A 12,156-nucleotide genomic window follows, 5' to 3' on the forward strand; every position below is an offset into this window, starting at 1 on the left:
GCTCGTGGGCCATGCTTTCCTACGGCTCACCGCGCCGTCAACGCGGGGTGTCGCTCACCGCTTTTTCGGTGTCCGGGATCGGCTGGGGCGCCAGCTTGTCGAGTTCCTTGACCACGTCGAGCACGGCCAGGGCCGACGTCTCGATCAGCGGCCGCAGCCGGGCGTAGAGTTCCGCGTTCTCCGGGTCGGGCACTGTCGGCTCGCCGATCGGGACGAGCGCGGCCGCGTGGTCGAGGTCGGGCAGCTCACCCAGCGCGTGCCGGGCCAGCAGGCACGCTCCGAGGGCGGTGCCCTCGGGGGTGTCGGCCACCGACACCGGCAGGTCGAGCGCGGCCGCGAGCACACCCACCCACAGGTCGGAGGCGACCGCCCCGCCGGTGGCCCGCACCTCGGTGACCGCGATGCCCTCGGCCGTGAACGAGTCCCGCACCAGCGCCAGCTGCTGGCAGACCCCCTCGACGGCCGAGCGCACCAGGTGGGCCCGGCCGTGTTCGCGCCGCAGGCCGAGGTAGGCCCCGCGCAGCCCGGACCGCCACCACGGCGCCCGCTCCCCCAGCAGGTACGGCAGGCAGAGCAGCCCGTCGCTGCCCGGAACGACCCCCTGCGCCTCGATGAGCAGGGCGGCGTCGCGCTCGTCGGCGTCCTCGCCCTCGGCGCCGGGGCGCTCGAACCCGCCCGCGAAGCTCTCGCCGGCCCAGCGCACGACCGATCCGGCGTTGTTCACCGCGCCGCCGATCACCCACCGGTCGTCGGTGAGCGCGTAGCAGAACAGCCGCCCCGCCTTGTCGGCCGTGGGCCGGTCGACCACCGTGCGCAGGGCGCCGCTGGTGCCCAGCGAGATCGCCGCGACCCCGGCCGGGGTGGCGCCGACGCCGAGGTTGGCCAGCGGCCCGTCGGCGGCGCCGATGATGAGCGGGGTGGCCGGGTCGAGGCCGGCCGCGCGGGCGACGCCGGCGTTCAGGCGCAGCCGCCGCGTGGTGCTGACCACCTCGGCCAGCTGCTCGGCCCGGACGCCGCCGATCTCCAGCGCCTCGGGATCCCACCGGCGCTCGTGGATGTCGTACAGCCCCGTGCCGGACGCGACCGACAGGTCGAGCAGGAACGGCTCGTCGGCCACCGCCGCCAGCACCAGCTCCTTGACCCCGCCCCAGCGCGGCGTGGACCGCAGCGTCTCCGGGTCGTTCTCGCGCCACCAGGCCAGTTTCGTCAGCGGCGACATCGGGTGCACGGGCGTGCCCGTACGCCCCTGGAGCTTCTTGCCGAGCCCGGCCTCGATGATCTCGTCGCACTGCTTGCCGGCCCGGCCGTCGGCCCAGGTGACCAGGGGGCCGAGCGGCGCGCCGGCGCCGTCCATGGGCACGAGGGCGTGCAGGAACGCGCTGAGGCCGACCGCGATGACCCGGTCGCCCTGCTCGTGGCAGGCGGCGGCGACGTCGATCAGCGCCTTGACGGCCGCGTCGCGCAGCTGGGCCGGGTCGAGCTCGGCGCGCCCGGGTCCCGGCACGGAGAGCGGATAGTGAACGCTGACCAGCGCGCGCAACTGCCCGTCGGGCCCGGCCGCCACCCCTTTCGTCGCGGTGGTCCCGGTGTCGATCCCGATCACGACGTCCATGCGCAGCCTCCAGCTCTCCAGCGCCTTCCGACCTCCAACCTAGTGCCCCGCCCGGCGCCGCTCACGGCAGAGGCACCAGGATCGGCCGCCCCCGCGTGGGAGTGACCTCGAGCTCGGTGGCCGCGCCGGGAAGCAGCGCGGCCGGACCGGTCACCGGAAGCCAGGAGCCGCCGTCGGCGCGATAGCGCAGGGCACAGTTCAGTGCGGCCACGGCCACGCCCAGCTGCTGGGGAAGGCGCGCGTGGAGAACGCTCGGGCCGCCGGGGATCTCGGTCGCCAGGCCGTCCTCCAGCCGGCCCAGGTAGTGCGGGGTGGGCGCCGAGGTGGCGGGGCCGTGCATCCAGAACACGCGCGCGGATCCGTCCAGGGCCACGGTCTGCACCACGAGGCGCCGGCCGTCCGGGGTGGCGGCACGCAGGTACCACTCGGTGGGCCCGGTCCAGGCGTGGTAGCCGTGCGGGTCGGAGTACCGGGGCAGGGTGCGGATGTCCCATCCGCCGGCGGTGGCCCGTCCCGCCCGCTCCCAGCCGGGCAGGTCCCGCGTGATCCGCTCGGGGATCTGGTTGTCGGCCCCGCCGGTGTCGACGACGTCGTGCAGGTTGGCCAGCGGCACCGCCGGGTCGTCGCCGTGCTGCCGCAGGGCGACGCGCACGACACCGTCGGCCGCCGGGAACCGCCGGATCGCCATGCCGTCGGCGTCGGCGCGCAGCGGGGCGAAACCGCGCTCGACCCGCCCGTCGGCGCCGAAGCGGTAGTCGGGCGAGAACTCGACCGCCCGCCCGGCCGTGGCGACGACCAGGACGTCATGGGCGGGCCCGGCCAGCACGGCGCCGGGCGGCACCGTGCCGGCGGGGACGTGGAACGTGCTGCCGGTGGTCCGGAGCCGGTCGCCGTCGGAGTAGACGAAGCCGAGGGCGTCGTAGGCGGGCTGGATCCGCTGAGCGACCAGCGCCACGGGGCCGGCCGGGGTGGACCCGGCCCAGTGCACCCGCGCGCCGCCCGGGCCGGCCATCTCGTGCCAGGTCTGAAGGACGCGCCGGAGCAGGTCCCGGTCGCCGGCCAGATCGCCCCGGGTCGCCGCCGGAACCGCGGACGGCGGCCGATGGAACCAGCCGGCGGCGGCCGTGCCGGCGACGCCGGCGGCCAGCCCACCGGCCAGCAGGGTGCGGCGCCGCACGACTCGCCGCCGCCCGCCCGTGCGGACCCGGTCGAGCAGGTCGGGCGGGGCCTCGAGGTGATCGGTGGCGCGGGCCAGGGCCTGCCGGATGTCGGTGTCGCTCATCGTTGTCCTCCGTCCGGGACGACGGCCGGGCCGAGCACCTCACGGAGCCGGTCCAGACCGCGGGCGGCGTTGCTGCGGACCGTGCCCTCGGTGCAGCCGAGCGCGGCCGCCACCTCGTGGACGGGCAGGTCGGCGAGATAGCGCAGGACCACGGCGGCCCGCTGCCGGGCCGGCAGGCCGCGCAGGGCGACCAGCACCGCCTCGCGGATCGCCACGTCGTCGCCGTGGTCGGGCGCGACCCGGGCCTCCAGATGACCGTCGATCGAGATCTCCTCGCGCAGCGCCCGGCGGCGCCAGCGGTTGGTCGACCGGTTGACCAGCGCCCGGCGCGCGTACGCCTCGGGCATCCCCTCGATGCGCCGCCACCGCACGTACATCTGCTCGAGAACCTCTTGGACAAGGTCCTCGGCCGCGTGCCGATCGCCGGTCAGCAGGTAGGCGATTCGCAGCAGCCCGGTGGACCGGGTGCGCACGAAATCGTCGAAGCCCGCTCGTGGGCTTGAAGCCATCGCCGTCCTTCCGCCGTCGTCACCATTCACGACAGTCGGCGGCGGCCCGGCGTTGCACCTAGATCTCGAATTTCTTCGCGTACGCCGCGCGCAGCTCCTCGAAGCCGTGGTTCTTCGCGTCCGACCCGCGGATCACTCCGGCCGGCCGCCCGTCCAGCAGCCGCCGCAGCACGTCGGCGCACAGGTGCCAGCCGGCCGCCACCATGGCCTGGCTCCCGGGCTGGGAGAGAGTATGCCGCAGGATCAGCCGGGTTCCGCCCTGGTTGTCCTCGAGCTCCCAGCGCAGCAGATCGGCGCCCCACGAATACTCCAGGACCACCGGCGCCTCGGCCCGCAGCACGACGGCCGGCACCGGTTCCCGCACCGCACCGTCCACCATGGTCAAGGTCGTCTCCCCCAGAGACCCCAGATGGCGTACGGGGACGAACGGCGCCCATCGGTCAAGTTGTTCCGGCTCGGTGAGCGCCGCCCACACGACCGCCGGAGCCTGCCGGAATTCCCGCACGAAGACGAGCGTCCACCGTTCGCCGGCCGCCGCGACGAGCTCCGCGGTGTCGATCTCCTGGCTCATTGCTCCCCCTTGACGTCGGGCGACGCGTCCAGATGACGCTCCAGCGCCGCCAGATGATGGGCCCACAATCGGCGATAGGGCGCCAGCCAGGCGTCGAGCGCGCGGAAGGGCTCCGGGTCGAGGCGGTAGATCCGCTGCTGAGCCCGGGTCCGCACGGCGACCACCCCGGCCTCCCGCAGGACCCGCAGGTGCTTGGAGACCGCCGGCTGGCTCATCTCGAGCGTGGTGACCAGGTCGGAGACGGTGCACTCGCGCGACCGCAGGGCCTCCACGATCCGGCGCCGGGTCGGCTCCGCGATCGCGGCGAAGGCGTCCATGCCGCGAAGGTTATATAACTATCAAGGCATACGCAAGGGTCAGCAGCCCGGCCCGGCCGCCTGCCCGTTCACGACGCGGTACGCGGAGATGTCGCCCTTGACGTAATCGGCGACCTCGGCGATCGAGGTGGGCGGGGTGCCGTTGATCCCGGCGTAGGCGACGATCGCCGCGTCCACGGTCCGGCAGGTCGCCCCGTCGGCGACGACCTGAGCCTTCCGCTTCAGCGCCTCCGGGTTCAACGCTGAGTAAGAAACGCCAGCAACACTCAGAGTCACTGCTGCGGCCACTGCGACGTGTGTTAAATGCACCAACGCAGCCTAGCCACCATGACAGCCGGTGATCATCGGCCCGATCGGTTCGGGTTGATCAACCGTGCGGACAAGAGCAGCCGAAAACCCTCAGGTGGGCAGCTGAGCAGCCAGGAAGGCGCGAATCAGGCCGGCGATCCGGTCATACGACGGGTTTCCGGGCCGCAGATACTCACCGTGACCCGCGCCCCGGACGGTGACGAAGCGTTTCGGCCACGGGTCGGCACCGTAGGCCCGGCGCGCGGCGCCGATCGGCACCACCGGGTCACGGTTGCCGTGCACGAAGAGCAACGGAGCGGGCCGGCCGCCGAAGCCGGCGGGCGCCTCCCGCCCGGCGATCGAGACCCCCGCCCGCAGGCGCGGATCGTGCCCGGGCCCGAACAGGCCCAGCGTCGTGGTCCCCCCGGCCGAGAAGCCGACCGCCGCCCAGCGCGCGGCATCCACATGCCCGGAGAAGACGTCCCCGGGCACGGCCGAGAGCCGCCGCACCTGGTCCACCACATAGAGGGCGTCCGCCGGCTGCGACCGTACGTCCGGCCGGACGACCGGCACCCGGCGGTTCGTGTGCGGGTAGGCCGGGGCGGCCACCACGTACCCGGCCTCGGCCCAACCGGCGATCAACGGCGCGAAGTCGGACGGCGTCCCGCCCAGCCCGTGACTGAACAGGATCAGCGGGTGCCGGCCGGTCAGCGGCGAGGGATACCAGACCGTGGTCGGCAGCGGCCGGTCCGCGCCCCGCGCGAGCAGCAACGTCCGGGTCGTCACCCGGGTGGCGGCGGTGGCCGGCCGGGCCGGCCCGAACCCGCTGAGCAGCACCACGACCGCGATCAGCACCGCACCGGCGCGCCGCAGCCGGCGAGGCGCGCGGAGGGACGGGGGGACGCTGCGCACATGGCGAGCCTATGAACGTGACGCCATGAGGGCGATCACCGTTGTGGGTGGCGATGAGACGACGAACATTCGTAGGCCTTGGTGCGGCAGTCGCCGGAGTTGCCGCATTGGCCGGATACCGTAGCCGATCAGGTGATCCGGAGCCCGTGATCCCGCACGCGCCGGTCGGTGACGAGCGCCTGATCCGCCGGGACTCCCGGGCGCGGGGGCGGCTGGTCGATTTCTACACCGCCGTGCCCGCCGGGCACGGCGACGGCCGCGGGCTGCCCGTCTGCCTGATTCTGCACGGCGGCTCCAAGACCGCCGCCGACTTCCCCGGCCTCGGTCTGGGGCGTTTCCTGACCGATGCCGTACGGCGGGGCGCGCCACCGTTCGTCCTGGCCGGCGCCACCGGCGACCGCCTGTGGTGGCGGCCCGACAAGGGCGACGACCCGCAGCGCATGGTCCACGAGGAACTGCCGCAGTGGTGCCGCCGGCGCGGTTTCGACACCACCCGGATCGCCCTGTGGGGATGGTCGATGGGCGGTTACGGCTCCCTTCTCCTGGCCGAGGCCTATCCCGGTTTCGCCAAGGCCGTCGCCGCCTTTTCCCCGGCCGCGCGAAAAGGAGATGAGGTATTCACGTCAGTCAGTCATCTTCGTGGCACACCGGTCGGCCTGTGGTGCGGCGAGCAGGATGACCTTCTCGCCGATGTCGAAGACCTGGCCGCTGAGCTGCCCGAACGCCCCGCGCGAATGAGCTCGGGACCGGGCCGGCACCATTTCGGATATTGGTCGCGGTGCATACCCGAAGGTTTTGACTTCGTCGCCGGGGCTTTACGGGACTGACGCGCCGTCCGTACCGTAAATGACTCAGAGCAACGGTCCCAACACGCTGGAGGACCCCCATGCGTCGTGCCGCCGCCGTACTCGCCCTCGTTCTCGCCGGTCTGTGGATCGCCTCCCCCGCGCAGGCCTTCGCCCACAACGCCGTGCACAACACCTACCTGCACGCCCTGCTCGACGCGTTGACGCTGGTCGTGGTGTCGGCGCCGGTCTGGACCGCCCTGCTGTGGAGCGGCGGCAACCGCTGGTGGCTGGCCGGCCTGATCGCCGTCGTGCAGATCCCCGTGGCGATCATCGGCTTCGTCCCGATCGCCAGCCCCTGGCTCCATCTGTCACTGTTCGTGGTCGCCATCGCACTCACCGGTGTCTCGCTGCGGGTCGTCCGGACCCAGGCTCGCACCGCCGCGGTGACCGCGAACCGCTGAACCGGCCGGTGTCCGGGCCGCCGAGGCCCGGACACCGAAAAAGACAGCCGTGGGTGACCGACTTTTAACCTGCCTGTGAAGTCCGATGCCCGACAATGGGCGGGTGGTCACCGAGACGATGATGCCGGTCGACGGCATCGAGCTGTGTGTGGAGACGTTCGGCGAGCCGGGCGATCCCGCCCTGCTGCTCATCGCCGGCGCGGCCAGTTCGATGGACTGGTGGGAGGACGAGTTCTGCCGGCGTCTCGCGGCCGGCGGCCGGTTCGTGATCCGTTACGACCATCGCGACACCGGGCGGTCGACCTCGTTCCCGGTGGGCGCACCACCGTACTCCGATGTGGACCTGGCCCATGACGCGCTCGGCGTGCTCGACGCGCTGAGCGTCCACCGGGCTCATCTCGTGGGTCTGTCGATGGGCGGCCTGATCGCCCAGCGTCTCGCCGTCGAGCGCCCTCACCGGGTGCTGTCGCTGGTCCTGCTGTCGTCCTCGCCCGGCTTCGACGACGACCTGCCGGTGGGCGACACCGGCGACGACACGGGCGCGGACGACTGGACCGACCGCCGGGCCTCCGTCCGGAGCATGGTGGCCACGGCCCGCCGGCTGGGTGGCCCGTTCACCGCCGAGGACCCGCAACTGCGCCGGCTGGCGGAGCGGATCTTCGACCGTACGCAGGACATGGCCGCGTCACAGACCAACCACTACTGCTGCGCCGGCGGCCCCTCGGTGCGGAGCCGCCTCGGCGAGATCAGCGCGCCCACGCTGATCCTGCACGGCACCCTCGACCGGTTCCTGCCCGCCGCCCACGCCCGGGCCCTGCGCGCCGAGATCCCCGGCTCCCGGCTGGTGTGGCTCGAGGGCGTCGGCCACGAGTTCCCGCCCGCGGCCGTCTGGGCCCAGGTGATCGACGAGATCATCGGCAGGACGAGCTCCAGCCGTCACACCACCGTCAGGCCGTGACCCGCCGGAAAAACCCTAGGCCGGCGCCACCAGCGCCGCATAGTCCCCGGAGGTCAGCGGCCCCTCGGTGAGGGTCCCGTCGGCGCGCGGAACCTCCAGGCCGCGCCCCTCCCGGGTGAACGACACCGCGCCGACGTCGGGGCGCGCGGTCAGCGTGCACACCATCTGCCCGTACGCCAGGATGTCGTCCTGCCGGGCCTCGGCCGCGGGCACCTCGACCGTGACCCGCGCGCCCGGCCCCTCGGTGGCCACCACCGTGAGCCCGCCCAGGGCCGTCGACAGCCCACTCGCGCTCTCCGCCGGCGTCGGCCCGGTGATCAGGTCGTTCATCTGCTGCTGCACGCTCGGATAGGCCGGCGCCCGCCGCACCGACTGCACCAGCCGCTCGCCACGCACCAGGCACAGCACATGCGCCACCTCACCGGCCGGGGTCACCGCCGGCGCCCCCGACTCGATCAACGGTGCCCGGGGCAGCTCGACCGGATGCGGCGAGTCCTCCGCCGGCACCCCACACGCCGCCAGCAGGGCAACCCCCACAAGCGTTCCCGTCAGCCGTACGGTTCTCACGGCAGCTCCACCCGGAACCGGGCGCCGCCACCGGGCCGCTCGCGGACCGAAGCCGTGCCGCCGTGCGCCGCCGCGTGCTCGGCCACGATGGCCAGCCCCAACCCGGTCCCGTCCCCCGTCCCGCGGGCACCGGCCGCCGGCCCCCGCACGAACCGGTCGAAGATCGTCGCCCGTAGTTCCTCCGGCACACCCGGACCGGCGTCGTCCACTTCCAGAAAACCCTTACCCACCCGTACGGCGGTGGGCCCGCCCCCGTACCGCGTCGCGTTCTCGAGCAGGTTGCCCAGCGTCTGCTCCACCCGCCGCGCGTCCACCCGCCACTGTCCCGGGTCGCCGGCCTCGACGATGCCCGGGTCGAGCCCGTGTGCCCGGACCACCCGCGTGACCAGCTCGGCGATGTCCACCGGCTCCCGGGTCACCGGCTGGTCGCCGCGCGCCAGTTCGAGCAGGTCCCCGACCAGCTCCTGGAACCGGTTCACCTCGGCCACGATGAGCCCGACGGCCGCCGCCGACCGCTCGTCCAGGCCGTCCCGGCGGCGGTCGACCACGCTCACCGCGGCGGCGAGGGTCTGCAACGGCGAGCGCAGCTCGTGGCTGACGTCGGCCGCGAACCGCCGGTCCCGCCGCATCCGCCGGTCCAGCTCGTCGGCCATGTGGTTGAACGACGCGGCGAGGGCGGCCAGGTCGGGTTCGGTGTCCGGGTCGAGCCGGGTCGCCAGGTCGCCGTCGGCGATGCCCCGGGCCGCGTCGGCCACCGCGCCGAGCGGCCGCAGCGCGTGCCGGGTGACGTACCAGCCGACCGCCGCCCCACCGGCCGCCATCATGATCGCGACGGCGGCGAGGGCCAGCGCCAGCACCTGAAGGGTGCGCTCCAGCTCGCGCTGGGCCACGATCTCGTAGAACACCGTGTCGCCGTCGAGCGGTACCGCGATCACCAGCGCGGGCGCGCCGTCGCGGCGGATCCGCTGCGCCGCCGCCACACCCCCGGCCGCCATCTCCCGCAGCCCCGGCGGCACGGCCGCGTGGGTGTCGGTGTCGGCGCTGCGCGAGTACCAGCGCCCGGCCCGCTGGATGAGCACGTACCGGTCGCCGCCGGCGTCGAGCGAGCCCAGCACGTCGGCCACGTTGGTGGCGCCCCCGCTGAGACTCGCGTCGACCAGCGCGGCGTCGAAATAGGCGGCCCGCACGGCCGTCCGCTCCCGCTCGCGGAACAAAGTGCTGCGGGTCAGCTCGTACGACACCACGGTCACACACACGGAGAGCGCGAGCGCGCCGACCGCGAAGGCGGCGCTGACCCGGGTCCTGAGACCGGCCCGCCTCACGGCTGGAGTTTGTAGCCGAGCCCGCGCACGGTCACCAGGTGGCGGGGCGTGCCCGGAACGTCCTCGATCTTGTGACGGAGCCGGCCGACGTGCACGTCGACCAGGCGCTCGTCGCCGATCTCGTACCCCCAGACGCGCTGCAGCAACTGCTGGCGGGACAGCACCTGGCCCGGGTGGTCGGCCAGCTCGCACAGCAGCCGGAACTCGGTGCGGGTGACACGCACCTGGTCGCCGTGCAGGCGTACCTCACCGGCCTCCGGCCGCAGCTCCAGGTCGCCGAAGGCGAGGGTCCGCATGGCCGGCGCCGCCGAGGCGGGCGCCCGCCCCCGCCGCCGCAGGGCGCGCAGCCGCGCGGCCAGCTCCTTCACCGCCACCGGCTTCACCAGGTAGTCGTCGGCGCCGGCCTCGAGCGCGGCCACGATGTCGTGGGTGTCGTCACGGGCGCTGATCACCACGATCGGCACGTCGTCGTCGCGGCGCAGCCGGCGGATGCACTCGAAGCCGTCCATGCCCGGCAGCATCAGATCGACCAGCACGGTCTCGGCCCCGACCCGGCGCTGCTCGGCCAGGCCGTCCTCGGCGGTGGCGACGGCGTGCGCGGTGTACCCCTCGTCCTCCAGGGCCAGGCTCAGCGACAGCCGGATCCGGTCGTCGTCCTCGATCAGCAGCACGGAGGTCATAGGCGAATGATGCCCCGTCCGGGCGGGGCCGGCACCTTCGTACCCAAGGATCTGTGACCTTGTCATGGAACCGTCAAAAACCCCGGTCATCGTGGAAGGCATGACAGCGACCAGCGTTTTCACGGTTCTGGCCGGGGTGTGGATCGCGCTGACGCCCCTGTTCGCCCCCGACCTTCCGGCGTACGCGGCCACGAGCGACGTGGCGACGGGCGCGGCCGTCGCCGTCCTGGCATCGATACGCCTGCTGATGCCACGCCGGACGGCCCCGCTCGGCGTGCTGCTGACCTTGCTCGGCGCCTGGCTGGTGGCGGCGCCCTTCGTCCTCGGATACGGCCACCACCCGGCCGCGGCCTGGAACAACATCGTCGTCGGCGTCCTGGTGACGATGTTCGCCGGCGTGAGCGTGGCGGCCATGTTGTCATCGGCCCGTCATATGACCGCCGAGGTTCCGCCGACTGCGCGCGACAGGGTGAGATCATGACCGTCAGCAGTCTCGTGACCGCCCTGCTCGTCGGGGCCGCGCTCGGCGCCGGCGCCCGCTGGCTGGTGCCCGCCACCCGGGGCGTCCCGTTCTGGGTCCCGCTGGCCGTGGCCGTGGGCGCGGCCGTCTTCGCCACGGTGGTGGCCCGCTTCGCCGGCGTGGACACGTCGGGAGTGGCCCCGGTCGAGATCTTCCTGCAGGTCGTCCTGGCGGCGACGGGGGTCGCCCTGGTGGCGGCGACGGCGGATCGGCGGTACTCCCGATGACCCCACCCGCTCACGGCCCGTCGTACTACGTCCGCACGCTGGACGACACGGCGCTGGTCACCCCCTTGACCGACCTGGACGCCACACTGGCCGGCCACATGCGCGACGACCTGATGGAGGCGGCGGCGACACACCCGCGCGTGCTGGTCGACCTCGAAGCGGTCAAGTTCATCGACTCGGCCGCCCTGGGCCTGCTGGTCCGGGCCCGCCAGGAGGCCCGCCAGCACGGAGCGGCGTTCGCCCTGATCGCCCCGTCCCCCTTCGTCCAGACGGTCCTGCACACGATGCGCCTGGACCGCGCCTTCATCACCTTCCCCGACCGCGACGCGGCCTTGAGCAGGGCCACCGTCGTTTGATCCCGCCCGTTCCGGGAATCGGCGAGGGATGCCCGCGCTCTGGCACAACCGGGACTTCCGGCTGGTCACCGCCGGGCAGAGCGTCACCCAGCTGGGCACGGAGGTCAGCGCACTGGCGTTCCCGCTGACCGCCGTGCTGCTGCTCGACGCCACCCCGTGGCAGCTGGGCATCCTGGTCGCGGTCCAGAACGGCGCGTTCCTGGTGGCCGGCCTGCCCGCCGGCACGTTCCTGGACCGCCGCCGTCGCCGCCCGGTCCTGATCGTCACCGACGTGGTCCGCGCAGTGGCCCTGACCGCGGTGACGATCACCGCCGCGGCCGGCGGCCTGAGCTTCACCCTGCTCCTGGCCGTGGCCGCCGTGATGAGCCTGATGCGCGTCGTCTTCGAGATCGGCTACCAGACCTACCTGCCCTCGATAGTTCCACCCGAACACCTCGTGCAGGGCAACTCCACAGTGGAGGCGATCCGCGCCACGGGCCAGATAGCCGGCCCCACCCTGGGCGGCACCCTGGTCCAGCTGACCGGCGCGGCCAACGCCCTCCTGGCCGACGCGCTGAGCTTCGCAGTCAGCGCCCTCCTCCTCTGGCGCGTCCGCACCCCCGAACCACCCCCAACACCTTCCGGTCCCCGCCCGCCCTCCCCCTCCCCGTCGCCGTCGCCGTCGCCGTCGCCGTCGCCGTCGCCGTCGCCGTCGCCGTCGCCCTCGCCCTCGCCCTCGCCCTCGCCCTCGCCCTCGCCCTCGCCCTCGCCCTCGCCCTCGCCCTCGCCCTCGCCCTCGCCCTCGCC

Annotated in this window: 17 protein-coding genes; 7 read left to right on the forward strand and 10 right to left on the reverse strand. The window is 73.6% G+C overall.

What is annotated here, in order from left to right; translation table 11 throughout:
• Positions 1-37: 37 nt before the first annotated feature.
• From AB0C26_RS21500 to AB0C26_RS21530, 7 genes are all read right to left on the reverse strand, one after another.
• Positions 38-1,612: a gluconokinase gene (locus AB0C26_RS21500; protein WP_360249917.1), complete on the reverse strand. Its 1,575-nt coding sequence runs from the start codon at positions 1,610-1,612 to the stop codon at positions 38-40.
• Positions 1,613-1,673: 61 nt separating this feature from the next.
• A complete protein-coding gene (locus AB0C26_RS21505) occupies positions 1,674-2,894 on the reverse strand; it encodes a hypothetical protein (protein ID WP_360249920.1) in 1,221 nt (406 codons plus the stop codon).
• Positions 2,891-3,403 (reverse strand): SigE family RNA polymerase sigma factor, encoded by a 513-nt coding sequence (locus AB0C26_RS21510; protein ID WP_360249923.1) that lies wholly within the window; start codon positions 3,401-3,403, stop codon positions 2,891-2,893. Before AB0C26_RS21510 ends, AB0C26_RS21505 begins: the two co-directional genes overlap by 4 nt.
• A gap of 58 nt (positions 3,404-3,461) precedes the next feature.
• Entirely contained in the window at positions 3,462-3,974 is a 513-nt protein-coding gene (locus AB0C26_RS21515; RefSeq protein ID WP_360249926.1) for an SRPBCC domain-containing protein, read from the reverse strand.
• Positions 3,971-4,291: a metalloregulator ArsR/SmtB family transcription factor gene (locus AB0C26_RS21520; protein WP_360249929.1), complete on the reverse strand. Its 321-nt coding sequence runs from the start codon at positions 4,289-4,291 to the stop codon at positions 3,971-3,973. The genes AB0C26_RS21515 and AB0C26_RS21520 overlap by 4 nt, the downstream gene beginning before the upstream one ends.
• Before the next feature lie 39 nt (positions 4,292-4,330).
• Positions 4,331-4,531, reverse strand: coding sequence for a hypothetical protein (locus AB0C26_RS21525; protein WP_360249932.1), 201 nt, complete (start codon positions 4,529-4,531; stop codon positions 4,331-4,333).
• A 159-nt stretch (positions 4,532-4,690) separates the two neighbouring features.
• Positions 4,691-5,491: an alpha/beta hydrolase gene (locus AB0C26_RS21530; protein WP_360249935.1), complete on the reverse strand. Its 801-nt coding sequence runs from the start codon at positions 5,489-5,491 to the stop codon at positions 4,691-4,693.
• Positions 5,492-5,637: 146 nt separating this feature from the next.
• Here AB0C26_RS21530 and AB0C26_RS21535 point away from each other — a divergent pair, with 146 nt between their 5' ends.
• From AB0C26_RS21535 to AB0C26_RS21545, 3 genes are all read left to right on the forward strand, one after another.
• Positions 5,638-6,318: an alpha/beta hydrolase-fold protein gene (locus AB0C26_RS21535; RefSeq protein ID WP_360249938.1), complete on the forward strand. Its 681-nt coding sequence runs from the start codon at positions 5,638-5,640 to the stop codon at positions 6,316-6,318.
• 59 nt (positions 6,319-6,377) lie between these two features.
• Positions 6,378-6,740, forward strand: coding sequence for a hypothetical protein (locus AB0C26_RS21540; RefSeq protein WP_360249941.1), 363 nt, complete (start codon positions 6,378-6,380; stop codon positions 6,738-6,740).
• A gap of 85 nt (positions 6,741-6,825) precedes the next feature.
• Positions 6,826-7,698, forward strand: a complete 873-nt coding sequence (locus AB0C26_RS21545; protein ID WP_360249944.1) for an alpha/beta fold hydrolase — start codon at positions 6,826-6,828, stop codon at positions 7,696-7,698.
• Between the two features lie 15 nt (positions 7,699-7,713).
• On the opposite strand, the gene AB0C26_RS21550 is transcribed toward AB0C26_RS21545, so the two are convergent.
• From AB0C26_RS21550 to AB0C26_RS21560, 3 genes are read right to left on the reverse strand one after another with little or no spacing between them, the layout of a single operon-like run.
• On the reverse strand, positions 7,714-8,265 hold the full coding sequence (locus AB0C26_RS21550; RefSeq protein ID WP_360249947.1) for a GerMN domain-containing protein: 552 nt from the start codon (positions 8,263-8,265) through the stop codon (positions 7,714-7,716).
• A complete protein-coding gene (locus tag AB0C26_RS21555; protein ID WP_360249950.1) occupies positions 8,262-9,587 on the reverse strand; it encodes a HAMP domain-containing sensor histidine kinase in 1,326 nt (441 codons plus the stop codon). Before AB0C26_RS21555 ends, AB0C26_RS21550 begins: the two co-directional genes overlap by 4 nt.
• Positions 9,584-10,267: a response regulator transcription factor gene (locus tag AB0C26_RS21560; protein WP_360249953.1), complete on the reverse strand. Its 684-nt coding sequence runs from the start codon at positions 10,265-10,267 to the stop codon at positions 9,584-9,586. The genes AB0C26_RS21555 and AB0C26_RS21560 overlap by 4 nt, the downstream gene beginning before the upstream one ends.
• A gap of 100 nt (positions 10,268-10,367) precedes the next feature.
• On the opposite strand from AB0C26_RS21560, the gene AB0C26_RS21565 reads away from it, so the two are divergent.
• The 4 genes from AB0C26_RS21565 to AB0C26_RS21580 all read left to right on the forward strand — a co-directional run.
• The gene (locus AB0C26_RS21565; RefSeq protein WP_360249956.1) at positions 10,368-10,748 is read left to right on the forward strand and encodes an SPW repeat protein; all 381 of its coding nucleotides are present in this window, start codon (positions 10,368-10,370) and stop codon (positions 10,746-10,748) included.
• Positions 10,745-11,014 (forward strand): GlsB/YeaQ/YmgE family stress response membrane protein, encoded by a 270-nt coding sequence (locus tag AB0C26_RS21570; RefSeq protein ID WP_360249959.1) that lies wholly within the window; start codon positions 10,745-10,747, stop codon positions 11,012-11,014. The genes AB0C26_RS21565 and AB0C26_RS21570 overlap by 4 nt, the downstream gene beginning before the upstream one ends.
• A complete protein-coding gene (locus AB0C26_RS21575) occupies positions 11,011-11,370 on the forward strand; it encodes an STAS domain-containing protein (protein WP_360249962.1) in 360 nt (119 codons plus the stop codon). The genes AB0C26_RS21570 and AB0C26_RS21575 overlap by 4 nt, the downstream gene beginning before the upstream one ends.
• 28 nt (positions 11,371-11,398) lie before the next feature.
• A partial coding sequence (locus AB0C26_RS21580; protein ID WP_360249965.1) for an MFS transporter occupies positions 11,399-12,156 on the forward strand: 758 nt, incomplete at its 3' end.

Origin of the sequence: Actinoplanes sp. NPDC048796, assembly GCF_040650035.1 — a bacterium.
Classification (GTDB): domain Bacteria; phylum Actinomycetota; class Actinomycetes; order Mycobacteriales; family Micromonosporaceae; genus Actinoplanes.

Bases quoted from the DNA above. Each gene is read 5' to 3' on its own strand.
- AB0C26_RS21500 (WP_360249917.1), bottom strand. From the start codon at position 1,612: ATGGACGTCGTGATCGGGATCGACACCGGGACCACCGCGACGAAAGGG.
- AB0C26_RS21575 (WP_360249962.1), top strand. From the start codon at position 11,011: ATGACCCCACCCGCTCACGGCCCGTCGTACTACGTCCGCACGCTGGAC.
- AB0C26_RS21570 (WP_360249959.1), top strand. From the start codon at position 10,745: ATGACCGTCAGCAGTCTCGTGACCGCCCTGCTCGTCGGGGCCGCGCTC.
- AB0C26_RS21545 (WP_360249944.1), top strand. From the start codon at position 6,826: ATGCCCGACAATGGGCGGGTGGTCACCGAGACGATGATGCCGGTCGAC.
- AB0C26_RS21505 (WP_360249920.1), bottom strand. From the start codon at position 2,894: ATGAGCGACACCGACATCCGGCAGGCCCTGGCCCGCGCCACCGATCAC.
- AB0C26_RS21515 (WP_360249926.1), bottom strand. From the start codon at position 3,974: ATGAGCCAGGAGATCGACACCGCGGAGCTCGTCGCGGCGGCCGGCGAA.
- AB0C26_RS21560 (WP_360249953.1), bottom strand. From the start codon at position 10,267: ATGACCTCCGTGCTGCTGATCGAGGACGACGACCGGATCCGGCTGTCG.
- AB0C26_RS21520 (WP_360249929.1), bottom strand. From the start codon at position 4,291: ATGGACGCCTTCGCCGCGATCGCGGAGCCGACCCGGCGCCGGATCGTG.
- AB0C26_RS21540 (WP_360249941.1), top strand. From the start codon at position 6,378: ATGCGTCGTGCCGCCGCCGTACTCGCCCTCGTTCTCGCCGGTCTGTGG.
- AB0C26_RS21565 (WP_360249956.1), top strand. From the start codon at position 10,368: ATGACAGCGACCAGCGTTTTCACGGTTCTGGCCGGGGTGTGGATCGCG.
- AB0C26_RS21510 (WP_360249923.1), bottom strand. From the start codon at position 3,403: ATGGCTTCAAGCCCACGAGCGGGCTTCGACGATTTCGTGCGCACCCGG.